Origin of the sequence: Subtercola vilae (assembly GCF_004923255.1) — a bacterium.
GTDB lineage: Bacteria > Actinomycetota > Actinomycetes > Actinomycetales > Microbacteriaceae > Subtercola > Subtercola vilae.
This window is the reverse complement of record NZ_QYRT01000006.1, coordinates 33,590-59,192: the sequence shown is the minus strand read 5'-3', so window position 1 is coordinate 59,192 and position 25,603 is coordinate 33,590. Positions and strand designations below refer to the sequence as shown.

Sequence of the window (25,603 nt, the reverse complement as noted above, 5' to 3'; positions counted from 1 at the left end):
TCAGTCGCCCCCGCGTCAGGCTCCGAGCACCGCCCAGCCGTGCGCAGGAACCGTGACAGTGACGGCATCAGTGGGAGCTGTCGCCGCGGCGCCCCCGCCTGACGAGACCCGGGCTGACCCCGCCAGCACATCGAACGCTCCCCCGCCACGACCCCTTTCGAACGTCTCGTCTCGGTCACCCACGTTGAGCGCAACCACCAGCGAGTCAGCACCCGACCGCACCTCGTACACGTAGAAGGTGTTCGTCAGGGCAATCGTGGTCGACTGCGCCCGGTGAAGCCACGGGTGTCTCCGGCGCAAGCCGATCAGGTTCTGATGGAGTCGGTAGGTGTTCCACCCGTCAGCAGGCAGGGCCGCATGCCCGTCGGCCGGGAATCCCGGACGAATCGCGTCATCACCACCGACCCGCTCCTCTTTGAGACCAGTGAACCCTTGCTCGTCGCCGTAGTAGATGGTGGGGGTGCCGCCGACCGTGAGCAGAATGACGTGAGCGTGCTCGCGGTGCCGCGGGTCATCCAGAACCGTTGCGAGCCGGCTCACGTCGTGGTTGCCTACAAAAGTGACGGGCGTAAAACTGCTCAGAAACGCGTTGTGGCGGTCAAGCGCTGCTGCGAGTTCGAAGAAGTTCGCATCGGAGATAGAGCTCCAGATGGCCTTCCACAACTCGTACTGGGTGAGCGAATCGAGGGTGCCCTCAGCAACACTGTCGGCATAGTCGCCGTGAATCACCTCGCCGAAAATATAGACGTCAGGGTGCGTGGCGCGAACCCTGGGCAGCACTGTCGCCCAGAACGCTGAAGGCACGGCATAGGCGGCATCGAGGCGCCAGCCGTCGACGCCGCGATCGAGCCAGTACGTCATCACGTGGGTCACGAAGTCGGCAACGGCAGGTTCATCATGGTTCAGGGCGACCAAGGCGTCGTGCCCCTCGAAGTTCTCGAACACGGGGTCACCCGAAGGCCCGCGGCCCGTGAGCCGAAACCACCGCAACGGCGACTCACCAGAACCAGCACCACTGGCAACAACTCGCTCAAACGGGCCGAACTCACGCCCCACGTGGTTGAACACGCCGTCGAGCACCACCCGCAGGCCTCGCTCGTGCGCCGCACCGATCAGTGCAGCAAAGTCACCTTCGTCACCGAGTCGAGGGTCGATGCGAAAGAAGTCGACGGTGTCGTATCCGTGGGTCTGCGATGCGAATAGCGGGCCCAAGGCGATGCCCGACACACCAAGTTCGACCGCGTAGTCGAGCCACCCGATGATGCGCCCGAGCCGGTGCTCGACGGGCCTGTCGATCGAACGATCGCCGGGGTCGATGTCGGCCCCGACGAATCCGAGCGGGTAGAGCTGCCAGAACACGGCGTGCTCGACCCACGCTGGTTCACTCATCAGCTGAGCGCTTCGTCAGAGTCGGGCGCTACAGGAGTCACCGGCGACCCCACGTCGATCAGCACCTTGCCCACAACCGCATCTTCGACAGCCCGGTGCGCAGCCGCCGTCTCGGCCAGCGGGTACCGGATGACCGGCAATCCATTCTCGGCACCCACCTCGAGGGCGCCGTCGGCTGCCGCAGCCCCGACCGCCCTGACCGCGTTGCCCTTCTCGACCTCACTCGTCGTGTAGGTGAGCACGAACTGGTACCGCACGTTCTTGGTCATGCTCGCGCGAACGGGCACCAACACCTCGTCGGGCTCACCGGAAGCGTAGAGGGCAATCGTTCCGCCGGTGGAGATCATCTGTACGTCGTCGGCAAGGTTCGCATTCGGGTTCACCTCGACGATGATGGCGACACCGTGGGGCGCGATCGCCGCAACCCTCTCGACGACGTTCTCGCTGCGGTAGTCGATGACGTGGTGGGCACCCGCCGCATGGGCGAGTTCTGCCTTGGCGGGGCCGCTCACCGTCGTGATCACGGTTGCGCCAGCCCACACAGCCAGTTGAATGGCTGCGTGGCCGACGGCACCCGCGCCCCCAGCAACAAGCACGACGATCCCGGCGAGCGACCCAGGAGCGAGTCGATCGGGTCCGGTCTCGCGCGAGGTGAGAGCACGGTGGGCGGTGAGGGCGGGAATTCCGAGTGACGCACCGACATCGTATGAGACGCCCGCCGGCAGAGCGTTGACGAGGTGTTCGGGCAGAACCGTGAACTGCTGCGCGGTTCCGGTGGCCCGCTGATACGCAGTGTCGCGCACCCACACCTTGTCGCCCACTGAGAAACGGGTGACCGCGCTACCCACCGCATCCACGACGCCGGCACCGTCTTGATTCGGCACCTGCTCGTGCTCGAGCTCGCGCGTCACGCCGTTGCCGGACCGCGACTTCCAGTCGGTCGGGTTGACACCAGACACACAGATGCGAACTCGCACGTCGGCCGGGCCGACGACGCCTGGCTCACGATCGACCAGTTCGAGTACCTCCGGCGAACCGGTACGAGTGTAGATGATGGCTTTCATGGGGCCGCCTTTCTCGCGGAGCTTGTTTCAGCGCTTGCCGCCGAATTTTCGTCGTCTGGCCTGCGCGGCGTTCGCCTGGTCAGACTGTTTCTTCTTGCGGGCCGCGGCCGCGCCTGACGCGCCCCCGCCAGACTTACCGGCACCAGAACCGCGCTTGCCCGCGGCAGCATCTTCGGCGGCCTGGGCCGCGCGCGCTTTCGCTTTGGCCTTCGCCACTGGCCCGATCTTCTTGACCGCAACCTGGCCTTGCTCGCCGTCGCGGCCCCCGCTGATGACCGCGGTCGTGTCGAGGGCATCGCGCGAGCTCGTCGCTGACCGGCCGCGCACAATTCCGATGAACTCCGCAACCTGTGGCGACGGGTTTCCGGCCACCCAGGCCAATGCGATCTGGGTCTCGGCAACGTCGGTCACGGGCCGGTACACCACGTCTTTGCGCGTGTGCATGCGGGCAAGCGACTGGGGAACAATGACAACACCCACGCCGGCCGCAACCTGTTCCACGGCGTCGTCGAGGCTCTGGATGCCCCGCAGCGGCCTGCGCGAACCATCCTGCAGCTCGGCCGCGACGTCGCGCCACTCCGGCACGTCGTCAGGGTTCTGCAGCAGATGCTCATCGGCCAGGTCAGACACCGTCACCTCGTCGACCGCTGCGACAGCGTGGTCGCGAGACACCATGACAACCTGAACCTCCTGGTACAGGTTGATCACGCTGAGTGCCTCAGCATCGATCGGCAACCGCACAAAACTCACGTCAGCACTCACCTCAGCGATGACGTCGTCGTCAGCAACGCCAGCCCCGAGCACCGCCGTCTGCAGCCCCGGTTCACTGCGGAACACGCTCAGCGGAACATCGGGGTGGCGCTCCTGCCAGAGCCTGGTCCACTTCGTCACCGTCACCCCGACGGCGAAGGCGATACGAAAGGGCGGAACCTCGTCGAACGGGTTGTCGCTCATGCCGGCCCCGATCATCTTGTCGCCGCGCACTCTGCACCGCTCGAACTTCGCCAAGCGATATTTGCCGCGCGCCACTCGACGCGCGATATTACCGCTCAATGCTTCAGGATACGCTGGCCTCATGACCGCGCAGAAATCGCCCCAGACAATGAAACCCGAAACCGCCGCAAAAAAGCTGGGCATCTACCTGCCCGCAGCGCCGGCCGAGTTTCACGGCGTCGACGTGACACGGGCCGAATTGAACGCCCTGCTCGAGAGCCCTCCCGAGTGGCTCGTCGAGTTGCGCCTGAACGGGCCGCACCCCCGGCAGGAAGTCGCGCGCAAGCTCGGCATCTCGATCTCGGGCCTCACGAGGGCCGGAGTAGACGACCCATTCACGACGGCGGAGATCAAGGCGCTGCTCGCCGCCCCGCCCGAGTGGCTCGTCGTCGAACGCGCCCGCCAGGCCGGAGTACACGAGGAGAACGCGCGCATCAAGACCGAGCGCGCCGAGAAGCTGGCCGCCAAAGAGCGCGCCGAACGCCACGCCCGCACGAACCCCAATGCCGTTGCTCCCAAGAGCCCGGCCGCAGCCAAGAAGAAGCGCTGACCCCACCGCCCACCGCTGAGACCGGAGCCATGACCTCGACACCGCCTCGCGCCGCCGACCTCCGTCGCTGGCGTCAGTACATGGCCGACGAGCAGGCCGAAGCCTCTGTCTACCGCGATCTCGCCGAGCGTCGCACCGGCGAAGAGCGCGCCATTCTGCTGGCCCTCGCCGAGGCCGAGGCCCGACACGAGTCGCATTGGCGTGAGCTGCTCGGTGACAACGTGGGCCGCGCGCACCGGGGCGACGTGCGTACGCGCGTGCTCGGTTTTCTGGCCCGGCGCTTCGGGTCTGTGTTCGTTCTCGCTCTCGCGCAGCGGGCCGAGACCCGCTCGCCGTATGCCACCGATTCCGACGCCACCGCGGCGATGGCAGCCGACGAGCAGGTGCACGCCGAAGTGGTTCGCGGGCTCGCCGCGCGCGGCCGCAACCGCCTCTCGGGCACCTTTCGCGCCGCAGTGTTCGGGGCCAATGACGGCCTGGTGAGCAACCTGGCCCTGGTCATCGGAATCTCCGCCAGCGGCGTTCCCAACTCCGTCGTACTCGTCACCGGCCTCGCCGGCCTCCTCGCCGGCGCCCTCTCGATGGGAGCAGGCGAGTACGTCTCCGTGCGTTCGCAGCGCGAGCTGCTCGAGGCCTCCACCCCCAGCCCCGAAGCCACCCAGGCTGTGCCGCACCTCGACGTGAACGCGAACGAACTCGCGCTCGTGTACCGCGCCAGGGGCATGTCACCCGACGAAGCCGAGGCCCACGCCCGCGAGGTGCTGAACCACCCTGCGGCTCTGGATGCCCTCCCACCCGTTCCCGCCCTCGCGACGTCTGCAACCTCAGACATCGTCGCGGAGGCCGCCGTGTCCTCCGTCGCCGACCCTGCCGCCCACGAAGAGGTCGACGAGCACGAAGCCGTCGGAACCGGCCTCAGCGCAGCCATCTCGAGTTTCTGCTTCTTCGCCTCGGGCGCCGTGATTCCTGTGCTGCCCTACCTGTTCGGCCTGCAGGGCCTGCCCGCGCTGATCGTGGCGGCAGTGCTGGTGGGCATCGCGTTGCTCGGCACCGGGGCCATTGTGGGCATCCTGTCGGGAGGCCCGCCGCTTCGGCGAGCACTTCGCCAGCTGCTCATCGGCTATGGCGCCGCAGCCGTCACCTACCTGCTCGGCCTGCTCTTCGGCAGCGCGTAACCCGCACCGCCCCGCGTATCACGGCCGCATCACATCGAGCATGAACCCGCTCACCCGAGTTTCGAGCCCCATCACCTTCTCTGCCAGAACACTCTCGGGGTCTGAGTAGTACGACGCCTGCGGCACGTCGACTCGAATGTTGCCCGAACACCCCAGGTTGGCACAGATGTACGTGCCCACGGTGTTGCCGTTCATGCCCGCCTCACCTGCGCGCCTGGCGCTGAACAGCGAGACGCCGTGCCCGGTGTGGGTTGCCCGGCAGAGCTGGCACATCATCATGCGTCGCTTCGACAGGGGCCCGTCTGCTTCGCGAACGACGATGCCCATCGGCTTCTCCCCCTGCCACCGGATGATGTACCCCAGGTGAGGCGAATGCGAGTCGCGCCAGCCCAGGTAGTCGAGGTTCTCCCAGTCGAGTTCGACGAAATTCGAGGGCAGCACCAGGTTTGCAGCCTCGGTTGCCGACCCGTTGACAAGCGAATGCCGTATCTCGATGCCGGTCATTCTCTTCACTCACACACTCCCTTGCATCCGAGCTTCCAGCCTAAACCTGCGTCGTGCGCGGGGCACCCGAGAGCGGCCGGGTCAGGTTCAACTCACGAATGAGGCTCGCCGCGTCGTAGGGCCCGTGGTGCCGCTTGCCGTCGATGAAGAAGGTCGGTGTCGAGTGCACGTCCATCAGGTCGGCGTCGATCGTGTCGTCACGCACGCGATTCACCACGTCGCTTGAGCGCATGTCTTCTTCGAATCGGTCGAGATCGAGCCCGAGGGCGGCCGCGTAGCCGAGCAGGTCGTCGAACTCGAGTTCGTCTTGATTCTCGAACATCACAGGCGACAGATCGAAGAACCGCCCCTGCAGCGCTGCGGCCTCGCTGGCGCGCGCCGCGAGGAGCGCGTGCGGGTGAACCCGAGTGAGCGGCAAGTGTCTCCAGACATACCGGAGGTCATCGCCGAAGTGCGCGCGAACCTCATCGATCGACCCCGTTGCCTTCGAACAGAAGGGGCACTCGAAGTCGCCGTATTCGACCAGCGTGAGCGGGGCATCCAGCGGCCCTTTGATGTGGTCGCGCCGAGGGTCGACGGGTCTGGCGAGCACCTGGCTCATGCGCGACGGAGGCTGCACCCTGTCGACGATTCTGAACACCGCCCAGCCGAGCAGAAAGGCGATGAGCGACGCCGCGAGCACGCCGACGCGCGCTTCGTCTTGCTGCTGCGGATCGGTGATGGCAAGATCGATGATGAACAGCGAGATAGTGAACCCGATGCCTGAGAGCGCGGCCCCGCCGGCCACTCGGCCCAGGGTGAGACCGGGCGCGAGTACGCCGAGTTTCAGTACCTTGATGAGAGCCGTGATTCCGGTGATGCCCACGAGCTTGCCGATGACGAGCCCCGCCACCACACCCCAGGTGAGGGGTGACCGGATGGCCGCCGCCAGCGTCTCGCCGGTGAGATGAACCCCGGCGTTGGCCAGCGCGAACACCGGCAGAATGATGAAGCTCGTGTAGGGCGAGTAGAGCGTGTGCAGCCGATCGTTCACCGAGACAGACCCGAGCAGGCCCCTGACGGCAGCCTGCGCGTATGCGGGGTTCGGCGATTGGCGGAACGCCCGGCTGAGAGCCGCCGCGTTCTCAACTTCGCGCCGCCGCGGCGCGTAGACCGGAATCGCCAGCGCAATGGCGACTCCAGCCAGGGTGGGTTGCACGCCAGAGGCATACAGCGCGACCCACACGACGATGGAGAACACCACGTAGGCCGGCCCCTGGCCGAGTCGCAGGTACCTCAGAGACCAGATGACAGCCAGCCCGAGCACGGCCACGACCAGCGGAACTATGTCGAGGTGCCCGGTGTAGAAGATGGCAATGACCGCGAGCGCACCGACGTCGTCGACAACGGCGAGTGCGAGGAGAAAGATGCGCAGATGCCCGGGCAGCCGGGGCCCGACGATGGCGAGGGCCCCGAGCAGAAATGCCGTGTCGCTCGAGATGACGACTCCCCACGCGTGGGCCGTCTCACCGCTCGGGTTGATGGCCAGAAAGATCACGGCGGGAATCGCCAGACCCGCTATGGCGGCAGCCACGGGCACCACCGCACGCGACCAGTCGCTGAGCTCCCCCAGCGCGAATTCACGTTTCACCTCGAGCCCCACAACGAAGAAGAACAGCGTCATCAGCGCTTCGTTGACCACCGACCGAAAGTCGAGTTCGAGCGACGAGCCGCCGATACGCAGCGAGATGGTCGAGTGCCAGAAGGAGTCGTACGTGCTGCCGCCCGGCCAGTTCGCCCACACCAGCGCCGCGACGGTGGCGATGAGCAGCAGCGCCGCGGCCGTCTTCTCGGTGTCAGAGAAGCCTCTCCGTTGATTCAGCTTCTCTCGAAGCCGGGGAAAGAACGGCGCGCGATCACCCTCAGTGACCTCGGGGCTCTCTGCGCCAGCCGTCATCGGTCAGTGCCTCTGCCCGCGCCCGCCGCCGCCTCGGCCGACGCCAGGCGCCGTACTGCCTCTGTCAGCACCTCCGCCGAGCACGCCAGGTTCAGCCGCGCGAACCCCCTGCCCGGCGAGCCGAACGAGGGGCCCGGGTTCAGAGCAACCGCTGCCTCCTCGAGCGCCCGGATGCTCGGGTCGTCGCCCCAGGCGAGAGCCCTGAAGTCGAGCCACGCCAGGTAGCTCGCCTGCGGGCGACGAAACCGCACTTCGGGCAGGTGTTCGGCGAGCAACTCTTCGAGCAGGTCGGCGCTCCGACCGATGCACGCGAGTGCCCCGTCGAGCCACGGTTCGCCGTCGGTGAAGGCGGCCACGCTGCCGTGCAACCCGAACTGGCTGGTGCGCATGCTCACCTCGGCGGGCATCGCGTCGAGCAGAGCAAGCATCTCGGGGCCCGCAGCGACCATGAGAGCGCACTTGGCACCAGCGACGTTCCAGCCCTTGCTCGCCGAGGTGACCGCCACCGCGTGCCGGCGTGCGGCATCAGAGACGCTGAGGTACGGCGTGAACGTGACGCCGGGGTGCACCAGCGGCCCATGGATCTCGTCGCTCACAACGATGGCGCCATACCGCTCGGCCAGCGCAGCGACCGCCGACAGCGTCTCCCTGGTGTGCACGAGCCCCAACGGATTGTGCGGGTTGCAGAGCAGCACCCCCTTCGCACCGGCCTCGAACGCCCGTTCGAGACCGTCGAGGTCGATCGAGCATGTCTCGCCGTCGTCGTTCAACGGCACTTCGACCACCACACAGCCCGCTTCGGGCACCAGCTCAAAGAACGGCGCATAGACCGGCGGCATGATCACGATTGCCGAGCCGGGGGCCACGGCCTGGCGCAGGGTCTCGACGATCGCCACGCTCACATCGGTGGTGGTGCGGATGCCCGTGGCATCGATGCTCCACCCCCACCGTGTGGCAGCGAACGAACTGAAGGCGGTGCCCACCGCATCGGGCGAACCGATGTAGCCCACGTCTGAGCGTTCGATCACGGCCCGGAAGGCTGCGGCGAGGGGAGCGGCGAGAGGGTAATCCATCTCGGCGACGAACAGGGGGAGCACGTCGTTCGGGTAGGTGCGCCACTTGGCGCTGGTGCGCTGGCGAAGAAGGTCGAGCGTGTCTGAGCGAAGGGAATCTGCAGGAACAGCGGGCATTGCCCCAGTCTGCCCGATGCTGCCCACCGATCGACGAATCATTTTTGTTCGCCTGCTTGACTTAACGATATATAGCGATATATCTTTAACCCATCGCCGATACTCGGTGATACATCAATCATCAGAAAGGTGAACGCGATAATGAACCGCAATCACATCAACTCAGAGAACACGCCCTTCGGGCGCCAGCACGACTCGGGCCACCACAACGGTGGTCATCACAATTCAGAACACCGCAGCTTCGAACACCGCAACTTCGGCGGCGGGTTCGGCGGCGGAGAAGGCCGCGGCTTCGGCCCCGGCGGTTTCGGCCCCCTCGGCGGCGGGTTCGGCCCGGGCTTCGGGCCCCGCGGCAACCGGCGGGCAGGCAAGGGCGACATTCGCTCGGTCATCCTGTCGCTGCTGGCCGATGGCCCTTCAAATGGCTACGGCATGATCAAGGCCATCGCGGAACGCACCGGCGGCACGTGGCGCCCGAGCCCCGGCTCGGTCTACCCCACGCTTCAGCAGCTCGTCGATGAGGAGCTGATCGCCTCTTCTGGCGACGGTCGCCGCACCGAGTACGAGCTCACTCACGCCGGTCGGGCCTACCTCGCCGAGCACGAAGACGAACTGAAGAAGGCGTGGGAGGCGACCCCCGGCCGCAACGCCCAAGACACTGCGTTCATCGAGAGCGTCGGCAAGCTCATGGGCGTCGTTCAGCAGTTTCGGCACGGCGCAACAGAGGCGCAGCGCACCGCCGCCATCGAGAAGCTCGACGAGGCGCGCCGCGCCCTCTACCTGATCCTCGCCGACTAAACGGCGGGCAGCGACCGCTCGATCAACCCGATGATCTCGGGGTCGTCTGGCTCGGTGCGCGGGCGGAAGCGGTGAACCTCACCCGACGGGGTGATGACGAACTTCTCGAAGTTCCAGGTCACCCGCCCGGCCTTGCCCTGGGCATCCGGAGTCTTCTTCAGCTCGGCGTAGAGCGGGTGGGCCGAACGGCCGTTCACCTTGATCTTCTCGAACATGGGAAACGTGATGCCCCAGGTCGTTGAGCAGTACTCCTTGATGGCCTCTTCGGTGCCGAGCTCCTGCAGAAACTGGTTGCTCGGAAACCCGAGCACGGTGAAGCCACGGTCACCGTAGGTCTTCTGCAGCTGCTCGAGCTTGTTGTACTGCGGCGCGAGACCGCACCGCGAGGCCACGTTGACGACGAGCTTCACCTGGTCGCCGAACTCGGCGAGGGTGGTCTCACCGCCGTCGATGGTGGTAATGGCGATGTCGTTGAGCTCAGGCACGCGTCAGCTCTCTTCGATGTCGGAGAACAGCAGCCGAACGCCACCGGTGGCGAGGCCGAAGATCGACGGGAACAACAGAGCGGCCTCGGGCGTGGCGACGGCCGCGCTGGCCGAGTCGTAGTCGTCGAAGTACAAGTCGATCATGCGGTACGCGGGCGTTGGGGTGCCGTCTTCTTTCGGCCACACCTTCGACGATTCGAACCGGATGAGCCCGGGAACCTTCTTCGCCAGCGCCACCTGTTCACGCGCGTAGCCCTCTTCGAAGGCCTCTGCGTCGGTGGGGTTGTCGTAGATGACAGTGAGTTTTGTTGGCATGGCACACGCCTTCTTGTCGATTGTCAGAGAACGGGCATCCGCTCGTCGCCGTGCGGAGCGCGTGCTTTCATCGTACGTGCGTATTACGCTCACAGGGATGACTAATTCACTCGCCACCCCCTACGAAGACCTGCTACGCCACACGCTCGCCGAGGGAGTTGCGAAGGGTGACCGCACGGGCACCGGCACCACGAGTGTGTTCGGCGCGCAGTTGCGCTTCGACCTCTCGCAGGGGTTTCCGTTGATCACCACCAAACGGGTGCACTTCAAGTCGATCGCCTACGAGCTGCTGTGGTTTCTGCGCGGCGAGAGCAACGTGGGCTGGCTGCAGGAGAACGGCGTCAGCATCTGGAACGAGTGGGCCGACGCCGCTGGCGAACTCGGCCCGGTGTACGGCGTGCAGTGGCGCTCGTGGCCCACGCCCGACGGCTCGCACATCGACCAGATCAGCCAGGTCATCGAAACGCTGAAGACCGACCCCGACTCGCGGCGCATGATCGTGTCGGCGTGGAATGTGGCCGACATTCCGCAGATGGCGCTCGCGCCCTGCCACGCGTTCTTCCAGTTCTACGTGGCCGACGGCAAGCTCTCATGCCAGCTGTACCAGCGGAGCGCCGACCTGTTTCTCGGGGTTCCCTTCAACATCGCCAGCTACGCCCTGCTCACCCACCTGGTGGCGGCGCAGGCCGGCCTCGAGGTGGGCGACTTCATCTGGACGGGCGGTGACTGCCACATCTACGACAACCACCGCGAGCAGGTCATCGAGCAGCTCAGTCGGTCGCCTTTCCCTCTGCCGACCCTCGAACTGACGCGCACCCCCGCGAGCATCTTCGACTACACCTATGACGACTTCGCGGTCGTGAACTACCAGCACCACCCGGCCATCAAGGCGCCGGTCGCGGTGTGAGCGTCTCGCTGATCTGGGCCGAAGCCCGGGGCGGGGTCATCGGCGACGGCGGCGGTATTCCCTGGCACGTGCCCGAAGACCTCGCGCACTTTCGCGAGGTGACCACCGGCGGCACTGTGCTCATGGGCCGGCGCACCTGGGATTCGCTGCCCGAACGCTTTCGCCCCCTGCCGGGCCGGCAGAACCTCGTGCTCACGCGCGACCCAGGCTGGTCGAGCCGCGGCGCCGAGGTGGTGCACTCGCTCGACGAGGTTCTGCCCCGCTTCACGGCTCCGGATGCTCCGCTCTGGGTCATCGGGGGCGGCGAGCTCTACCGCCAGAGCATCTCTCACGCCGCCCGGCTCGAGGTGACAGAGGTCGACCTCGACGTCGCGGGTGACACCGTTGCGCCGAGGCCGGGCGACTCGTGGCAGAGCACCGCCACGGCCTGGGCCATCTCCCGAACGGGCATCCGGTACCGTTTCGTCACCCACACCCACGCCCACAGCCGCTGACCCGCGGGGCGACGTCAGCCCGCGGCGAGGGCGAGGCCGGCGAGCACCTGGTGGATGGTCGGCACGCCAGCCGAGCGAAAGACCTCGGTGCCGTCGTCGGAGGAGAAGATGACGGTGGGCGTGGCCTCGATGCGGGCGAGTTCGGCAGCGTCAGGGGCGAGTGCCACGTTGCGCTCACTGAGAGTCACGCCGGCTACAAGCCACTGTGCCTGTTCGATCACGGCGCGCGTCGAGGCGCACGCTCCGCAGAACGACGACGACCAGAGTTCAACCTTCACTCTGGGTACAGCCGCACGGCAGCCCCGAACATTCCCGCGCGGCGCACCGGAGTGCTTCGAACTGGCAGCCGCACCTCGACCTTCGGCAGCTCGACCTACAGAACCTCGCTCTACAGCGGCTTGATGCCGAACGCCTGAGCCAGCTTGTCGATCTTCTGCGCGCGGCCGAGGCGAGGCAGGTCGCTGCCGTCGCGAATGACGCGGCCGCGCGACTCGAAGTCGGCGAGAAAGTCGCGGGCCCACGTGGCGTCTGAGCGGGTGGGGCTGATGACCTCGTTGATGACGGGTAGCTGCTCGACGTCGAGGCAGAGCTTGCCTGTGAGGCCGAGTGTGACGGCGAGCGCCGACTGTTCACGCAGCACCGGATGGCTGCTGCCCACCGTAGGGCCGTCGATCGGGCCGGGAAGCTTGCCGATGCGGCTCGCCACCACGAGGCGCGAGCGCGGGTACGCCATGGCGAGGTCGTCGGCACCGGTTCCGGTGTCGCGCCGATAGTCACCGCTGCCGAACGCCAAGCGGAACGCGCCGCGCGCCTCAGCAATGGAGCGGGCCTCTTCGATTCCCAGCGCCGACTCGATGAGCGCGATGACCGGAGTGCTGCCGCCCAGCCGGTCGAACGTCTCGGAGACGTGCGCGCCGGCCTCGGTCTTGGCCAGCATGACACCCCTCAGACCGGGAATGCCTTTCAGGGCATCCACGTCACCCGACCAGAAGTCGGTGGTGCGGTCGTTGATGCGCACCCAGGCGCTGCCGCCCTCGCTCAGCCAGCGCGCCACGCCTTCACGGGCGGCTGGTTTTGCTTTCGGGTCGACCGCGTCTTCGATGTCGAGAATGATCTGGTCGGCGCGCGAGGCGGCCACCTGATCGAAGGTCTCGGGCCGTGTGGCATTCACCAGCAGCCACGAGCGGGCGATCTCAGCCGAGACACCGCGGCGGGTGTCAGGCGACGAGGCGGAGGTTTCTCGTTCGGGGGTAAACGTCATCGACGACCTTCTCTACGGCAGTGTGTTCGGGTGCGGTGGTGAAACTGTTCGAGCCGCGAAGCTACTCAAGCAGCTCAAGCAGCTCAGGCAGTTCAGGCCGTGGTGTTGGCTTCGACGCCCACGGTCACGGTGGCGAGCACGGCGTCGAGCGCCGCTGAGGCCTCTTCGTCTGTCATGCTCTGCGCAAGCGCGAGTTCGGAGACGAGAATCTGGCGCGCCTTCAGAAGCATGCGCTTCTCGCCGGCCGAGACACCGCGCTCGACGTCGCGGCGCCAGAGGTCACGAACAACCTCGCCGACCCGAAAGACGCTGCCGCTGGCCATCTTCTCCTGGTTGGCCTTGTACCGGCGCGACCAGTTGCCCGGCTCTTCGACGAACGGGTTGCGCAGAACGTCGTAGACCGCTTCGACACCGGCGTCGTCGATGACGTCTCGAACGCCCACGAGGTCGATGTTGTCGACCGGGAGCTTGATGGTGAGTTCGCTGGTGTGCACGCTCATCGTGAGATAGGTTTTTTCGACACCCTTGATCGTGCGGGTTTCGACGTGTGTAATGGTGACCGCACCGTGGTGCGGGTAAACCAAGGTTTCTCCGACTTCGAAGTTCATGCGAGTATGCCTCAATCCGTTTGTCGTGCATTCGACCAGCGAAAATAGGCCGACGTCAATTCTACCAGTTCTACGGTATGCTCCCCGCCGGGGCAGATGAGGTTCTTACAGGGGGCCCAGCGTGCACGATTCGGGGTACAGATCAGCCCACAGAACGCTGGTCAGATCCGGTCTGCGGCGCCTCGCCGCCGGCGCGATCGCACTGCTTCTCGCGGCGGGGGGCCTGAGCCTCACCTCTGCCACTGCAGCGACCGCGGCGAGCACCGCCGGCGGGGCGACCGCCACCACGCCCGCGCCGACGACCACCCCCTCCGGCTGGCTGCACACCGACGGCGGCAGCATCAAAGACAGCACCGGCAAGACCTACGTCATCAAGGCCGCCGCCTGGTTCGGCATGGAGACATCGAACTGCGCACCCCACGGCCTCTGGAGCATCAGCCTCGACGCCGGGCTCGCCCAGATCAGATCGATGGGGTTCAACACCATCCGCCTGCCGTACTCGAACGAGTGCCTGGCCGCCCAGGCCACCACCTCGATCAACTACGCCGTCAATCCCACCCTGAAGAATCTCTCGCCGCTGCTCGTCTTAGACGCCGTCGTCGCCCGCGCCAAGGTCTACGGCCTCAGCGTCATTCTCGACCAGCATCGCCCCGACTCCGGCGCACAGTCAGAACTCTGGTACACGGCCCAGTACCCCGAATCCACCTGGCTCTCAGACTGGCGGATGCTCGCCAAACGCTACGCGTCGAACCCCACCGTCATCGGGGTCGACCTGCACAACGAGCCGCACGGGTCAGCCTGCTGGGGCTGCGGCACTGCGGCCGTCGACTGGCAGGCCGCGGCCACCCGCGGAGGAAACGCCGTGCTCGGCGTCAACCCGAAACTGCTCGTCATCGTCGAGGGCACCGACAGACAGCCCGACGGCACCACTACATGGTGGGGCGGTGCGCTCGGCGGGGTCAAGGCGAAACCGGTGACCCTGTCGGTCGCCCACCAGGTCGTCTACTCGCCCCACGACTACCCGTCGTCGGTCTACACCCAGAGCTGGTTCAGCGCGGCGAACTACCCGGCGAACCTCGCGCCGCTGTGGGACAAGAACTGGGGCTACCTCGCGAAGTCGAATATCGCGCCCGTGCTGCTCGGAGAATTCGGCAGCACGCTCGCAACCCCCTCTGATACGAAGTGGATGACGTCGATCGTCAGCTACCTCGCAAACACGGGCATCAGTTTCGCCTACTGGTCGTTCAACCCCGACAGCGGCGACACCGGCGGCCTGGTGAAAGACGACTGGGTCACTCCCCAGGCGGCCAAGCTCAGCGCACTCAAACCCCTGCTCGGCGCCGGGGCACCGGTTCCCGTTCAGACACCGACACCCGTTCCGTCAACCGGCACCACAACCACGCCGACCCTGCCGATTACTCCCACTACACCAGCACCGGCGCCTTCGCCGAAGCCCACCACCGGGACCCCACCATCGTCGTCACCGCCACCCCCACCGTCACCGTCGCCGAAACCGCAGCCCGGAACCACCGGCCCTCCCACCGCGAGCGCCGCCGGCCCCGTCGCCGCGAGCGCCAGCTGGGCACTGCAGAGCTCATGGGCCGACGGCTACGTGGCCACCGTCTCGGTGACCAGCACCACGGGAGCTTCGGGCTGGAGCGTCACCTGGCCCGACACCCGTGCCACCGCGATCACCAACGCGTGGGGCATGACGTGCTCGCTGAAGGCGTCGACGTCGATCACCTGCACCGGCGTCGATTGGGGCGCCGCCGTGGGCACGGGACAGACACTCTCCGTGGGCCTGCAGGTGGCGGCCCCGGCAGCTCCCACGCTGCCGAGACTCACCGTCACTGCCCGCTAGCCCGGCACCGCCTAGAAGTACTGCGACCCGGCGTCGATACTCAGGTGCTCCGCCGTGATGAGCCGAGCGTCGTCAGACGCGAGAAACGCCACCGCGTTTGCGATGTCTTCGGCCTCGGCCGCCCACACCGGCAGAAACGGCGTGCCCATCGCGGCGAGTGGCGGGTTGCTCGCATTGGTGCGCGTGATGGCCTCGATCATGTCTCCCGACCCCATCGGTGTGTTCACCGCGCCCGGATGCACACTGTTCACCCTGATGTTGTGCTTGCCGAGTTCGGCCGCGAACGCCCGCGTCATACCGGTGACCGCGTGTTTGCTCGCGGTGTAGTGCACCATGAACGGCTGCATCTTCTTACCGGCATACGAGCTGGTCAGGATGATCGATCCCCCGCCCGCTGTCACAAGGTACGGCGCACCCACCATCACCGTGTTCCATACCCCAGTCACGTTCGTGTCCATGGTGACCTGGAACATCTCGGGCGTGGTTTCGTCCCACGTCGCCGGAATACAGATTCCTGCATTCGCGACGACGATGTCGAGGTGACCGAGCTCGGCCACCCCCTTCGCCACGATCTCCTTCATGCGGGCGAGGTCACGCACGTCGCCCTGCTCTGCCACGATGCGCCGGTCGAGCCCTTCGACCAGACGAACCGTCTCAGCGAGGTCTTCTGGCGTCGACGAGTCGTACGGCACCAGTGGGATGGGGCCGGCGAGGTCGAGCGCGATGATGTCGGCCCCCTCGCTCGCGAGCTTCACCGCGTGCGCCCTGCCCTGGCCGCGGGCCGCGCCCGTGATGAATGCCACTTTGCCTTCGAGCCTGCCGGTCATGATGCACTCTCTTTCGTTTCGCTCTTCATTGCGTCGGTCTTCATTGAGTCGTTGTGAACTGAGTCGGTGTGAACTGAGTCGTTCTGCACCTGCGGAAGCGTGCGCGCGAAATCTTTTGCGATCACGAGGTCGGCCGGGCTGAGTTCGGAGATCGACGAGTGCCCGAGCCCGAGCACCGCCGAGTCGAGACCCCCGCGCAGAATGTCGAGCACGTTCTCGACGCCGGCCTGCCCATTGGCCGCCAGCCCCCAGAGGTAGGCTCGGCCGATCATCACGGCGCGCGCTCCGAGTGAGAGCGCCTTCGCAACGTCTCCGCCCCGGCGAACCCCGCCATCCAGAACCACTTCGATCTGCCCGTCGATCACCTCGGCCACCGAGGCGAGAACGCGAATCGTGGCCGGTGTGCCGTCGAGGTTGTTGCCGCCGTGGTTCGACACCGAGATGGCGTCGACGCCGGCATCGATTGCGCGCCGGGCATCGTCGGTGCGCGAGACCCCTTTCAACATGAAGGGGCCACCCCATTCTCTGCGAAGCCACTCCACGTCATCCCACGAGGGGGGCGGCGTCTGCATCCATTCGTAGTAGGCACCGAAGAAAGTGGGTGCCTCACCGCCGGGCGGAGTGAGGTTGGGGGCGGTGAGGTCGGGAACCCTGCCGGTCTTGGCGAACTGCCAGAGCCACTGTGGGTGCGGCAGTACGTTCGGCGCGAAACTCACCATCGTCTTCAGGTTCATGCGTTCGGGAATCTGCGGGCTGCCCCAGTCACGCCCGTTCGAGAACGACCAGTCGAGGGTGGCGATGAGCCCTTTGGCACCGGCCCTGCGCGCACGATCCATGCGCTGCACCATCGCCTCACGCGTACCTGTCCAGTACATCTGAAACACCGTGTTGGGGTTGGCGGCGGCCACCTCTTCGATCGGCTTGCTCGCGAACGAACTCAGCCCCATGATGGTGCCGCGGTTGGCGGATGCCCGGGCCACCGCCACTTCGCCGTCGGGGTGTACCGCCTGAACCCCCGTGGGCGAGATGAGCACCGGCAACGAGATGGGAATGCCGAGCACAGAGGTCGAGAGGTCTCTCGTGGCCTGATGGCCCGCAACGTGCGGGGCGAAACCCAGCTCTGAGAAGGCGGCCATGTTGTCGTCGTAGGTGAGCCCGCGCTCAGAGCCGGCGACCAGAGCGCCGTACACCGAACTCGGCAGGCGTTTCTTGGCCCGGCGCTGGGCTTCGGCGACGGTCTCGAACCATGCATTCTTGGCCATTGTGGCTGTCTCCTTCGACAATTCCGACTTCTGCGGCGAAATACTGCGCTGGCCCCAAGGGTAATGGCACTCGGTGCCAAAAGCCAGCGGAATTCGGTTCTTCGAACGCTAAGCAAACTGACGGTTTGCGAGCGTAGGCTCCGTATCACGACAAGCAGAATCAGGTGCTGACGGCGCCTGAACAGTACAGAGAGAGGCTCATCGTGACTCAGTGGAAGCGCTGGATTCCGGCAGGTGTGGCGTCAGTAGTGGTGGCCGGCGTGGCGATTGCCGTGCCGTTGTCAGCGAACGCCACGGCGGCGCTGCCCAGCAAGACAGCCGAGCAGGTCATCGCCCTCGTGACGAACAGTTCGGTCACCGCGTTCTCCGGCACGGTTCAGCAGAGCTCGAACCTCGGCCTCCCCTCGCTGCCGGCTGGTGCGAGTTCGAGCCTCGGCTCGTCATCCACTGCCACCCCCGGTGCCACCGCGTCGACCGGAGGATCAGGCAGCACCTCCTCGGCCGACATCTCATCGGCCCTCGAACTTCTCACCGGCAGCCACACGGCCCGCGTGTACGTCGATGGCCCCACGAACGTTCGTGTTCAGGTGCTCGACCAGCTCGCCGAGCGTGACGTGATCCGGGGCGGCACCGACCTCTGGGCGTACGACTCGAGCAAGCAGACGGCGGTGCACAGCACCCTCCCCGCGAAGAGCGACTCCACCGCGACACCCACCCCCACTGACACCGCAACACCCGACCAGCTCGCCCAGAAGTTTCTCGACGCGGTCGACCCGAGTACCGGCGTCGCTGTGGGCGGCGACGTCACCGTCGACGGGCGAAGCGCCTACGACCTCGTTCTGACCCCCGCCACCACCGACAGTCTCGTCGGCAACGTCTCGATCGCGGTCGACTCCGCCACCGGACTGCCGCTGCAGGTAGAGGTCACCGCCAAGGGCGCGAGCGACCCGGCCTTCAGCAGCGAACTGACCGGGCTGAGCCTCGACACTCCGTCGGCCGACCTGTTCTCGTTCACTCCCCCGGCCGGCACCGCCGTCACCGAGAAGACCCTCTCGGCACCCGACCCCTCGGCAACGGCCGACTCGAAGGCGAAAGCAGCCGCCGCGGCCAAGCCGGTCGTCACCGGAACCGGTTGGAGTTCGATTGTCGAGCTGCCCGCCGCGAGCGGCTCCGACGCCGCCGCGCTCACCAGCAACCCCTTGGTCGCGCAGCTGACCACCCCCGTCACCGGGGGGCGCCTGCTCAGCACCACTCTTGTCAACGTTCTGCTCACCACTGACGGCCGCGTGTTCGCGGGCTCCGTCAGCGCCGAGCAGCTGGAGGCCGCAGCCGCCGCCACGCCCGCCGCCCAGTGAGCGACCCGTCGCTCGCCATCGAGACGCGGGCGCTCACCAAGAAGTTCGGCAAGCAGACCGTTGTCAACGAGCTGTATCTCTCGGTGCCGCGCGGATCGGTCTTCGGCTTTCTGGGCCCGAACGGCTCAGGCAAGACCACGACCATCCGCATGCTGTTGGGGCTCGCTTCGGCGACCGGCGGCGAGGTGAACCTGCTCGGTGAGCCCATGCCGCGCCAGCTCTCAGGCGTTCTTCCCCGCGTCGGCGCCCTCATCGAAGGCCCGGGCTTCTACCCTTTTCTCTCGGGGGCAGCGAACCTGCATCGCCTCGACACGGCCGATCGTTACGCCTCGGGGGCGACCCGGCGTCGGCGCGTCGCCGAAGCCCTCGATCGGGTCGGGCTCACCAATGCCGCCGGCAAGAAGGTGCACGCCTACTCCCTCGGCATGAAACAGCGGCTCGGCATCGCCAACGCCCTACTGATGCCTCGCGAGCTCATCGTGCTCGACGAGCCGACCAACGGTCTCGACCCGCAGGGCACCCGCGAGGTGCGGCACCTCGTTCGCTCGCTCACCGAAGAGGGCACCACCGTGTTCGTCTCCAGCCACCTGCTGGCCGAGATCGAGCAGATGTGTACCCACGCCGCGGTCATGCGGGCGGGAAATCTCGTGGCCCAGGGCAGCCTCGACGAGCTGCGGCACGCCGGCCAGACACGCGTGCGCGTCGTGACACCGGATGTCGAGAGCGCAGAACGGGTCTTCAGGGCGCTCGGGCTGAGCCCCGGGCATCCGGAACCGACCGCGCACCCCGGGCAGTTGCTCGACGCCGAAGACGACTACGCCCTTGAGGCCCCGTTGGGCGACACCCTCGCCCCCGACGCCATTGTCGCGGATCTCGTCGCGGCCGGCGTGCGGGTGCGCGGCTTCGCCGTCGAGCGGGCCACCCTCGAAGACCTGTTCGTGGCGCTGACAGGCGAAGGGTTCGACGTTGCCCAGTGATCTGACAGGGCCCCCCACCCGCCGCTCGTCGGGCATGGCCCTGATGTGGTCGGAGCTCTCCGTGCTGTTCCGGCGCCGCCGAACCATCGTGATGCTCGCCGCGCTGGCGCTCATCCCCGTGCTGGTCGCCGTGGCCGTGCGCATCTCGTCGGCGGGGTCTTCGGGCCGCGGGCCGGCCTTCATCAACCAGATCGCCGGCAACGGGCTCTTCGTGAGCCTCGTGGCCCTCACCATCTGCATTCCCCTCTTTCTGCCGCTCACGGTGGGCGTGGTCGCGGGCGACACCATCGCGGGCGAGGCGAGCCTCGGCACGCTGCGCTACCTGCTCGTGTCGCCGGCGGGGCGCATCCGGATGCTCGTGGTCAAGTACATCGCGGCCATCGTCTTCACCGCCGCCGCCACCGTGGTGATCGTTGTCGCAGGCATCGTCGTCGGCGCCATTCTCTTTCCCGTCGGGCCTGTCACGCTGCTCTCGGGCGGCACCATCAGCATCGGCGAATCGGTCGTGCGGGCCTTGCTCATCGCCTCGTACGTCACCGTCTCGCTGCTCGGCCTGAGCGCCATCGGCGTGTTCATCTCGACCCTGACCGACGTGCCCGTCGGGGCCATGGCTGCCACGGTCGTCATCTCGATCGTCGCCCAGGTGGCTGACTCGCTGCCGCAGCTCGACTGGCTGCACCCCTGGCTCTTCAGCCACTACTGGCTGAACTTCGCCGACCTGCTGCGCCAGCCCATCGAGTGGTCGTCGTTCGGTTCGAACGCCCTGCTGCAGCTCGGCTACGTGGTCGTGTTCGGCGCCCTCGCCTACGGCCGCTTCTCGTCGAAAGACGTTCTCTCGTAACCCCCGCCCGCGCGCCCCAAGCGGCTGGAGAGCCGCTTGGGGCGGTCAGAGCGCGAGGATGAGCCGCAAACCGCGATCGACGTCGCGGAGCACGTACGGTGGCAGGTCAGCCGTCTGTTCGACGAGATCGCCCTTGTCGAGCGTGACGAGTTGCGAGACGTTGACCGCCGAGTCTTTCGGGAGCCCCGAAGCGGCCGCCGGCACGAAAACGTTGCCGGGATACTCGGCGATCTGAGTGTTCGAGGTCACCACGGCAACGGTGACCGTGGCGATCGCGCTCGCTGAGAACTCGTCTGCCTGCACCACCACCACGGGTCGACGCTTGGCGGGCGCGCTGCCGCGCGCCTCACCCAGGTCGACCCACCACACAGAACCACGACGAATCACCATTCGTCGTCGCCCCACCACACAAATCGACGACGAATCACCATTCGTCGTCGGCCGTGAGCGCTGCAAGACGTTCGCGGCCGACGCGCGTGACCGTCGCTGTCTCAGCCTGAAGCAGAGTGCCGCTGCGGAGCACCGCGGCGTCTATCTCGCGGGTCAACGACAACGCATCCAGAGCGTCAAGGTACCGCTCTGCCGCCCTCGAGAAGAACTCCGAGCGGTTCATGTGGAGTTCTGCGGCACGTTGGTCAACACGATGGAACGTTTCGTCTGGTACCGATATCGCCGTCTTCATGACGTCAGTATAACTCGGTATAACAGCTGCAAGCGAGGGAGAGATGGCACGCTCGCAGCCGGAGTGTGAACGGGCCTCGGTAGTCATGAACTGAGCGTATCTCACTTAGGGTACGGCGTGGCTCAACATAGCTGCGGATTTGCTGCCAAAGGGGGTTTCTGCCGCCAAGCTGGGTGTGCTGAGAACCGGGCTGCCCTAGATTCATGAATGGTAGCCCCAGTCCTTGGTCGCCACGAGAATGCGCGGCGACAGCGGCATCGTTCTCTTCCTGATCAACTCGCGGAATGAGGCTCAATTGTGAGCAGCCCTTCAATCACCCCGCCCGTCGTGACGTTCACCAGAACGAAGCCGGGTGGCAACAAATCGAACCCGACCACCGAGTACTCCGCGCTGCTGCGTACGGTACGCGATGCTGGCCTGCTGCGGCGCCGCACGGGCTACTACTACATCATGTTCAGCGCCCTCACCCTGGCACTGGGCGGCGTCATCGTCGGCATCGCGCTGCTCGGCGACACCTGGTACCAGCTCATCATGGCCGGGCTGCTCGGCATCATCCTCACCCAGTACGCCTTTCTGGCGCACGAGGCCTCGCACCGCCAGGTCTTCGAGTCGGGCAAGACCAACGATGTGGCCGGCCGCATGCTTGCCAACCTCTTCGTGGGTATCAGCTACAGCTGGTGGATGACGAAGCACAGCCGGCACCACGCCAACCCCAACATCATCGGCAAAGACCCCGACATCGACCGCGACGTCGTGTCGTTCACTCCCGAGCAGGCCGCACAGGCCAAGGGCATCTACGGCTGGTTCACCCGCCGCCAGGGCACGTTCTTCTTTCCGATTCTCGTTCTCGAGGGCCTCAACCTGCACCTGCACGGCTTTCGCACCGTCTTCGGCCGCGGCAAGGTCGACAAGCGGGCCGTCGAGATCGTCATGCTGGTCTCCCGCATCGGCCTGTATGTGGCGCTCATCTTCATGACCCTGCCGCTCGGCATGGCGTTCGCGTTCATCGGCGTACAGGTCGCAGTGTTCGGCGTGTACATGGGTTCGTCTTTCGCCCCGAACCACGTGGGAATGCCCATCCTGCCGCACGACTCGAAGGTCGACTTTCTGCAGCGCCAGGTGCTCACCGGCCGCAACATCAGCGGTGGTTGGTTCATGAACATCTTCATGGGCGGCCTCAACTACCAGGTCGAGCACCACCTGTTTCCGAACATGCCCCGCCCGGCATTGAAGAGCGCCCAGGTCATCGCCCGCGAGTACTGCGAAACACACACCATTCTGTACACAGAGACCACCCTGCCCCAGGCCTACGCCATTGTGGTGAAGCACCTGAACAAGGTCGGTCTGAGCGCGGCGAGCAAAGAGTTCGCCTGCCCGGCTGCCGCCTCGTACGGCCGCTAGAGTTCTCACCATGCCGATGCGCCCCCGAACCCGCGAACAGCGGTTCGAGGGGCGCATCGCTGGTTTCGGCAGCACGTCGGGCACCCGGTTCGTCGTCGGAATGTGGCAGCACTCCCCCTTTGGCCGCTTCGTCGACGTGATGATCGAGCAGCCCGGCGGCCACCGCACCCTGCTCGCACCGAGCGACGCGGTCGCCGAGTACGTGTCGACCACCTACACGTTCGATCAGACGACGGTTCTGGATGTCTCGTTCCGCCGCATCGACGGAGGCCTCCGCATCGACGCTCGCGCCGGCACCGAAAGCACCCTCTCGCTGTCGCTCGCCGTCGGCACCCTCACGCCCCTCGGCCGCCTGCTGCGGGCGATACCCCCGCCACTCGCCACTGCGCCGGCCTGGCTCACGCTCATCGACCCGGCCGCCCGCGTGTTGGTGCCCGGGGCACGCACCAGCGGCAGCGCCGGCGCCGGCCGTCGCGAGTACTACGGCGTGCGCACGATTCGGGCGCTCACCGCGATCAGCGGGCACTACGACGGGAGCGACGTAGGTGCTCTCGCACGGCTCGATCCACCCGTGACCTTCGGGTTCGGCTCTGCCCCGGCGGCTCCGAGCCTGGTCGACCTCACCACGGTCATCCGGCAGCAGCCGGAGGCCCGGGAGTAGCATAGACACCGACCGAAGGCGGCTCGCCCGAGGCCAGGTGAGCCGAAGACCACGAAGGCACGCTACATGAAGCAGTTCACCCGTCGAGCGTTTCCTTGGCCGATGCTGGTGGGAATCGTACTGATCGGGTTCATTCTGCGCGGGCCGATCATTGCGGTGGCACCGATCACGGGTATTCTGCGTGCCGACCTCGGGCTGACGGCCGCCGAGGTGGGGCTGCTCACGAGCCTGCCGGTGCTGTGCTTCGCCCTCGTCACCCCGCTGGCCTCGTTCTTCGTGGGCCGCGGCGGGGCGAACTTCTCGACGACTGTCGCCATCATCGGGGTGGGCATCGGGTCGATCGTGCGCTCGTCGGGCGGCGTGGAGGCCGCCTTCGTCGGCACCGTCATCATGGGCGGGTTCATCACCATCGGCAACGTGGTGGTGCCGGTGCTGATCCGCCGTGACGTGCCACCGCAGCGGGTGGGTATCGTCACGGGTGCCTACACGTCGGCCCTCAACGTCAGCTCGATGATCACGTCACTGGCGACCGCACCGCTCGCCGAGGCGTTCGGTTGGCACGTGGCCCTTCTCGCGTGGCTGGGGTTCGTGGTGATCGCTGCGGGCGGCTGGATGTTCGCAGTGGGCCCCCGCGCCGCATTCCGTTTCGGTCCCGTCGCCCCGCTCATCGAGACGGGTGCGGTCGACACGGTTGTCATCGACACGGGTCGCATCGACCTGCGGCCGACCAGCGCCGCAGAAGAGGCTCGGCGGCCGCGCACGTGGCGAAGTGCATCCGCCCTGCTGCTCGCGCTGGCTTTCTCGGGGCAGGCCTTCGCGTACTACGGGCTGACAGCCTGGTTTCCGTCGATTCTCGTTCAGGAGCTCGGCTTCACGGTGACGGCCGCCGGGTCGAGTTCGTCTGTCTTTCAGATCGCTGCCGTGGTGGGCGCGCTGGGGGTGCCGTTGCTGTCACAACGCATTGGCGTTCCGCGCACCTTCGCACTCGTGGCTGCGCTCTGGCTGAGCTGCCCCATCGGGCTGCTGCTGGCGCCGAGCTCTTGGTTGGCGTGGGGGTTCTTCGGCGGCGTGGCCCAGGGCGGCGGCATCACGATCGTGTTCATGCTCATCGTTCAGCTCGCCGTGAGCGGAACACACGCACGAGGGCTGTCGGCCATGATCCAGGGCACCGGTTATGCCCTGGGTGCCACGGCGCCGACTCTCATCGGAGCCGTGCACGACGCGACGGGTGCCTGGGGTGCGCCGCTCGCGGTCGTGGGTATCGGCACGCTGGCGTTCACGGCTGCCGGGCTCGCCGGGTCGCTGCGTGCGACACGGGGAACCCGGCAGAGCGTTATAGAACGATGACCCCGCGACCACAATTGGTGCTCACCACCAGGTCTGCTGCTCGCTAGCCACTACGTCACGAACGAGCGTTCCGCAACCGGGCTGGCCTCGATTGGCCGAAATCCAAGCTCGACCAAACCCGTTAGCGAGTGGCTCCGCATACCCACTATGTCAATCACCATAGAACCGTCGTCTTCACCCGAGAGGGTGAAACGTCTGGCTGTGCGGTTGCGCCGATCTGGTCGACGACTCACGTCGTTCGGGCTGATCGGCGGAATCGCCTTCGTGGTCGACTTCGCTGTGTACAACGCCCTGCGGGCGACCGTTCTCAGCGATTCACCGATCTGGTCGAAAGTCGTTTCGGTGAGCATCTCGATGGTTGTCGCCTGGATTGGCAACCGGTATCTCACTTTTCGAAACCAACGCTCATCGAACGCCCTGAAAGAGGGCTTTCTCTTCGCCGTCGTGAACCTCCTCGGGTTGCTCATCGCCACGGGCTGTCTGTTCGTTTCGCACTACCTGCTTGGATTCACCTCGCAGCTCGCTGACAACATCTCCGGCAACGTGATCGGTCTTGTTCTCGGCACAGCATTCCGTTTTGCGGCTTATCACTTCGTGGTCTTCCGCACGGCGCCGGCTCACCCGATGGCCGAGGCCATGCCGGATGCCCGCCCTGTCGTACTCGAATACGAACCCCAGGGCGCCCTGCTCTCTGACTAGCGCTACTCCACCGCACCACCC

28 protein-coding genes are annotated in these 25,603 nt (G+C 66.4%); 13 read left to right on the top strand and 15 right to left on the bottom strand.

The annotated features are described in order from the left end of the window. Positions 1-15: 15 nt before the first annotated feature. Genes D4765_RS04505 through D4765_RS04495 form a run of 3 tightly spaced genes read right to left on the bottom strand, consistent with a single transcriptional unit; the run spans position 16 to position 3,506 of the window. Positions 16-1,389 (bottom strand): alpha-amylase family protein, encoded by a 1,374-nt coding sequence (locus D4765_RS04505; RefSeq protein WP_136641070.1) that lies wholly within the window; start codon positions 1,387-1,389, stop codon positions 16-18. After that, positions 1,389-2,453 carry an NADPH:quinone reductase gene (locus tag D4765_RS04500; RefSeq protein WP_136641069.1) on the bottom strand — a complete coding sequence of 355 codons (1,065 nt, stop codon included), beginning with the start codon at positions 2,451-2,453 and terminating at the stop codon, positions 1,389-1,391. Before D4765_RS04500 ends, D4765_RS04505 begins: the two co-directional genes overlap by 1 nt. A gap of 27 nt (positions 2,454-2,480) precedes the next feature. Beyond that, positions 2,481-3,506 carry a LysR substrate-binding domain-containing protein gene (locus tag D4765_RS04495; protein WP_161580356.1) on the bottom strand — a complete coding sequence of 342 codons (1,026 nt, stop codon included), beginning with the start codon at positions 3,504-3,506 and terminating at the stop codon, positions 2,481-2,483. Between the two features lie 22 nt (positions 3,507-3,528). On the opposite strand from D4765_RS04495, the gene D4765_RS04490 reads away from it, so the two are divergent. Both D4765_RS04490 and D4765_RS04485 read left to right on the top strand, forming a co-directional pair. Next, entirely contained in the window at positions 3,529-3,996 is a 468-nt protein-coding gene (locus tag D4765_RS04490; protein ID WP_136641067.1) for a DUF5997 family protein, read from the top strand. A gap of 29 nt (positions 3,997-4,025) precedes the next feature. Beyond that, positions 4,026-5,171 carry a VIT1/CCC1 transporter family protein gene (locus D4765_RS04485; RefSeq protein WP_136641066.1) on the top strand — a complete coding sequence of 382 codons (1,146 nt, stop codon included), beginning with the start codon at positions 4,026-4,028 and terminating at the stop codon, positions 5,169-5,171. Positions 5,172-5,189: 18 nt separating this feature from the next. Here D4765_RS04485 and D4765_RS04480 read toward each other — a convergent pair whose 3' ends face one another. Genes D4765_RS04480 through D4765_RS04470 form a run of 3 tightly spaced genes read right to left on the bottom strand, consistent with a single transcriptional unit; the run spans position 5,190 to position 8,801 of the window. Further along, entirely contained in the window at positions 5,190-5,675 is a 486-nt protein-coding gene (locus D4765_RS04480; protein ID WP_237280267.1) for an FBP domain-containing protein, read from the bottom strand. A 40-nt stretch (positions 5,676-5,715) separates the two neighbouring features. Continuing rightward, positions 5,716-7,611 (bottom strand): Na+/H+ antiporter NhaA, encoded by a 1,896-nt coding sequence (gene nhaA, locus D4765_RS04475; RefSeq protein WP_136641064.1) that lies wholly within the window; start codon positions 7,609-7,611, stop codon positions 5,716-5,718. Continuing rightward, a complete protein-coding gene (locus D4765_RS04470; RefSeq protein ID WP_136641063.1) occupies positions 7,608-8,801 on the bottom strand; it encodes a MalY/PatB family protein in 1,194 nt (397 codons plus the stop codon). Before D4765_RS04470 ends, nhaA begins: the two co-directional genes overlap by 4 nt. Positions 8,802-8,942: 141 nt before the next feature. Between D4765_RS04470 and D4765_RS04465 the strand changes: the two genes are divergently transcribed. Next, the gene (locus D4765_RS04465; protein WP_136641062.1) at positions 8,943-9,599 is read left to right on the top strand and encodes a PadR family transcriptional regulator; all 657 of its coding nucleotides are present in this window, start codon (positions 8,943-8,945) and stop codon (positions 9,597-9,599) included. Here D4765_RS04465 and D4765_RS04460 read toward each other — a convergent pair. Next, positions 9,596-10,084, bottom strand: coding sequence for a glutathione peroxidase (locus tag D4765_RS04460; protein ID WP_136641061.1), 489 nt, complete (start codon positions 10,082-10,084; stop codon positions 9,596-9,598). The genes D4765_RS04465 and D4765_RS04460 overlap by 4 nt on opposite strands. Positions 10,085-10,087: 3 nt before the next feature. Next, positions 10,088-10,399, bottom strand: a complete 312-nt coding sequence (locus tag D4765_RS04455; RefSeq protein ID WP_136641060.1) for an EthD family reductase — start codon at positions 10,397-10,399, stop codon at positions 10,088-10,090. 97 nt (positions 10,400-10,496) lie between these two features. On the opposite strand from D4765_RS04455, the gene D4765_RS04450 reads away from it, so the two are divergent. Together D4765_RS04450 and D4765_RS04445 are read left to right on the top strand one after the other, a co-directional pair. Beyond that, positions 10,497-11,306: a thymidylate synthase gene (locus D4765_RS04450; protein ID WP_136641059.1), complete on the top strand. Its 810-nt coding sequence runs from the start codon at positions 10,497-10,499 to the stop codon at positions 11,304-11,306. Next, positions 11,303-11,800 carry a dihydrofolate reductase gene (locus D4765_RS04445; protein ID WP_136641058.1) on the top strand — a complete coding sequence of 166 codons (498 nt, stop codon included), beginning with the start codon at positions 11,303-11,305 and terminating at the stop codon, positions 11,798-11,800. Before D4765_RS04450 ends, D4765_RS04445 begins: the two co-directional genes overlap by 4 nt. A gap of 14 nt (positions 11,801-11,814) precedes the next feature. Here the strand turns inward: D4765_RS04445 and D4765_RS04440 are convergent, their stop codons facing one another. From D4765_RS04440 to D4765_RS04430, 3 genes are all read right to left on the bottom strand, one after another. Continuing rightward, positions 11,815-12,078 (bottom strand): thioredoxin, encoded by a 264-nt coding sequence (locus D4765_RS04440; protein ID WP_136641057.1) that lies wholly within the window; start codon positions 12,076-12,078, stop codon positions 11,815-11,817. A 110-nt stretch (positions 12,079-12,188) separates the two neighbouring features. Continuing rightward, positions 12,189-13,061, bottom strand: coding sequence for an HpcH/HpaI aldolase/citrate lyase family protein (locus D4765_RS04435; RefSeq protein WP_136641056.1), 873 nt, complete (start codon positions 13,059-13,061; stop codon positions 12,189-12,191). Positions 13,062-13,153: 92 nt separating this feature from the next. Continuing rightward, positions 13,154-13,669 (bottom strand): CarD family transcriptional regulator, encoded by a 516-nt coding sequence (locus D4765_RS04430; RefSeq protein WP_136641055.1) that lies wholly within the window; start codon positions 13,667-13,669, stop codon positions 13,154-13,156. A 121-nt stretch (positions 13,670-13,790) separates the two neighbouring features. On the opposite strand from D4765_RS04430, the gene D4765_RS04425 reads away from it, so the two are divergent. Further along, the gene (locus D4765_RS04425) at positions 13,791-15,530 is read left to right on the top strand and encodes a cellulase family glycosylhydrolase (protein ID WP_237280256.1); all 1,740 of its coding nucleotides are present in this window, start codon (positions 13,791-13,793) and stop codon (positions 15,528-15,530) included. Between the two features lie 11 nt (positions 15,531-15,541). Here D4765_RS04425 and D4765_RS04420 read toward each other — a convergent pair whose 3' ends face one another. Together D4765_RS04420 and mftD are read right to left on the bottom strand one after the other, a co-directional pair. Further along, on the bottom strand, positions 15,542-16,357 hold the full coding sequence (locus D4765_RS04420; RefSeq protein WP_136641054.1) for a mycofactocin-coupled SDR family oxidoreductase: 816 nt from the start codon (positions 16,355-16,357) through the stop codon (positions 15,542-15,544). Further along, on the bottom strand, positions 16,354-17,619 hold the full coding sequence (mftD, locus tag D4765_RS04415) for a pre-mycofactocin synthase MftD (protein WP_136641053.1): 1,266 nt from the start codon (positions 17,617-17,619) through the stop codon (positions 16,354-16,356). Before mftD ends, D4765_RS04420 begins: the two co-directional genes overlap by 4 nt. Positions 17,620-17,822: 203 nt before the next feature. Between mftD and D4765_RS04410 the strand changes: the two genes are divergently transcribed. From D4765_RS04410 to D4765_RS04400, 3 genes are read left to right on the top strand one after another with little or no spacing between them, the layout of a single operon-like run. Further along, entirely contained in the window at positions 17,823-18,974 is a 1,152-nt protein-coding gene (locus D4765_RS04410) for a LolA family protein (RefSeq protein WP_338054620.1), read from the top strand. Then, entirely contained in the window at positions 18,971-19,951 is a 981-nt protein-coding gene (locus D4765_RS04405) for an ABC transporter ATP-binding protein (RefSeq protein WP_136641052.1), read from the top strand. The genes D4765_RS04410 and D4765_RS04405 overlap by 4 nt, the downstream gene beginning before the upstream one ends. A 34-nt stretch (positions 19,952-19,985) precedes the next feature. Then, positions 19,986-20,792 (top strand): ABC transporter permease, encoded by an 807-nt coding sequence (locus D4765_RS04400; RefSeq protein WP_237280266.1) that lies wholly within the window; start codon positions 19,986-19,988, stop codon positions 20,790-20,792. Positions 20,793-20,837: 45 nt separating this feature from the next. Here D4765_RS04400 and D4765_RS04395 read toward each other — a convergent pair whose 3' ends face one another. Further along, the gene (locus D4765_RS04395) at positions 20,838-21,182 is read right to left on the bottom strand and encodes a type II toxin-antitoxin system PemK/MazF family toxin (RefSeq protein ID WP_136641051.1); all 345 of its coding nucleotides are present in this window, start codon (positions 21,180-21,182) and stop codon (positions 20,838-20,840) included. A 34-nt stretch (positions 21,183-21,216) separates the two neighbouring features. Further along, complete coding sequence (locus tag D4765_RS04390) at positions 21,217-21,474, bottom strand: ribbon-helix-helix protein, CopG family (RefSeq protein WP_136641050.1); 258 nt, start codon at positions 21,472-21,474, stop codon at positions 21,217-21,219. 294 nt (positions 21,475-21,768) lie between these two features. On the opposite strand from D4765_RS04390, the gene D4765_RS04385 reads away from it, so the two are divergent. The 4 genes from D4765_RS04385 (at position 21,769) to D4765_RS04370 (ending at position 25,582) form a co-directional block, all read left to right on the top strand. Continuing rightward, the gene (locus D4765_RS04385; RefSeq protein WP_201799227.1) at positions 21,769-22,875 is read left to right on the top strand and encodes a fatty acid desaturase family protein; all 1,107 of its coding nucleotides are present in this window, start codon (positions 21,769-21,771) and stop codon (positions 22,873-22,875) included. Positions 22,876-22,885: 10 nt separating this feature from the next. Then, on the top strand, positions 22,886-23,536 hold the full coding sequence (locus tag D4765_RS04380) for a hypothetical protein (protein WP_237280254.1): 651 nt from the start codon (positions 22,886-22,888) through the stop codon (positions 23,534-23,536). A gap of 66 nt (positions 23,537-23,602) precedes the next feature. Beyond that, positions 23,603-24,883: an MFS transporter gene (locus tag D4765_RS04375; RefSeq protein ID WP_136641049.1), complete on the top strand. Its 1,281-nt coding sequence runs from the start codon at positions 23,603-23,605 to the stop codon at positions 24,881-24,883. Between the two features lie 147 nt (positions 24,884-25,030). Beyond that, on the top strand, positions 25,031-25,582 hold the full coding sequence (locus tag D4765_RS04370) for a GtrA family protein (RefSeq protein WP_136641048.1): 552 nt from the start codon (positions 25,031-25,033) through the stop codon (positions 25,580-25,582). The last annotated feature ends 21 nt before the right edge of the window (positions 25,583-25,603 follow it).

Excerpts from the sequence above, each read along its gene's own strand:
- D4765_RS04505 (WP_136641070.1), bottom strand. The coding sequence starts at position 1,389 with ATGAGTGAACCAGCGTGGGTCGAGCACGCCGTGTTCTGGCAGCTCTAC.
- D4765_RS04500 (WP_136641069.1), bottom strand. The coding sequence starts at position 2,453 with ATGAAAGCCATCATCTACACTCGTACCGGTTCGCCGGAGGTACTCGAA.
- D4765_RS04490 (WP_136641067.1), top strand. The coding sequence starts at position 3,529 with ATGACCGCGCAGAAATCGCCCCAGACAATGAAACCCGAAACCGCCGCA.
- D4765_RS04485 (WP_136641066.1), top strand. The coding sequence starts at position 4,026 with ATGACCTCGACACCGCCTCGCGCCGCCGACCTCCGTCGCTGGCGTCAG.
- D4765_RS04480 (WP_237280267.1), bottom strand. The coding sequence starts at position 5,675 with ATGACCGGCATCGAGATACGGCATTCGCTTGTCAACGGGTCGGCAACC.
- nhaA (WP_136641064.1), bottom strand. The coding sequence starts at position 7,611 with ATGACGGCTGGCGCAGAGAGCCCCGAGGTCACTGAGGGTGATCGCGCG.
- D4765_RS04470 (WP_136641063.1), bottom strand. The coding sequence starts at position 8,801 with ATGCCCGCTGTTCCTGCAGATTCCCTTCGCTCAGACACGCTCGACCTT.
- D4765_RS04465 (WP_136641062.1), top strand. The coding sequence starts at position 8,943 with ATGAACCGCAATCACATCAACTCAGAGAACACGCCCTTCGGGCGCCAG.
- D4765_RS04455 (WP_136641060.1), bottom strand. The coding sequence starts at position 10,399 with ATGCCAACAAAACTCACTGTCATCTACGACAACCCCACCGACGCAGAG.
- D4765_RS04450 (WP_136641059.1), top strand. The coding sequence starts at position 10,497 with ATGACTAATTCACTCGCCACCCCCTACGAAGACCTGCTACGCCACACG.
- D4765_RS04435 (WP_136641056.1), bottom strand. The coding sequence starts at position 13,061 with ATGACGTTTACCCCCGAACGAGAAACCTCCGCCTCGTCGCCTGACACC.
- D4765_RS04430 (WP_136641055.1), bottom strand. The coding sequence starts at position 13,669 with ATGAACTTCGAAGTCGGAGAAACCTTGGTTTACCCGCACCACGGTGCG.
- D4765_RS04420 (WP_136641054.1), bottom strand. The coding sequence starts at position 16,357 with ATGACCGGCAGGCTCGAAGGCAAAGTGGCATTCATCACGGGCGCGGCC.
- mftD (WP_136641053.1), bottom strand. The coding sequence starts at position 17,619 with ATGGCCAAGAATGCATGGTTCGAGACCGTCGCCGAAGCCCAGCGCCGG.
- D4765_RS04400 (WP_237280266.1), top strand. The coding sequence starts at position 19,986 with ATGGCCCTGATGTGGTCGGAGCTCTCCGTGCTGTTCCGGCGCCGCCGA.
- D4765_RS04395 (WP_136641051.1), bottom strand. The coding sequence starts at position 21,182 with ATGGTGATTCGTCGTGGTTCTGTGTGGTGGGTCGACCTGGGTGAGGCG.
- D4765_RS04390 (WP_136641050.1), bottom strand. The coding sequence starts at position 21,474 with ATGAAGACGGCGATATCGGTACCAGACGAAACGTTCCATCGTGTTGAC.
- D4765_RS04380 (WP_237280254.1), top strand. The coding sequence starts at position 22,886 with ATGCCGATGCGCCCCCGAACCCGCGAACAGCGGTTCGAGGGGCGCATC.
- D4765_RS04375 (WP_136641049.1), top strand. The coding sequence starts at position 23,603 with ATGAAGCAGTTCACCCGTCGAGCGTTTCCTTGGCCGATGCTGGTGGGA.
- D4765_RS04370 (WP_136641048.1), top strand. The coding sequence starts at position 25,031 with ATGTCAATCACCATAGAACCGTCGTCTTCACCCGAGAGGGTGAAACGT.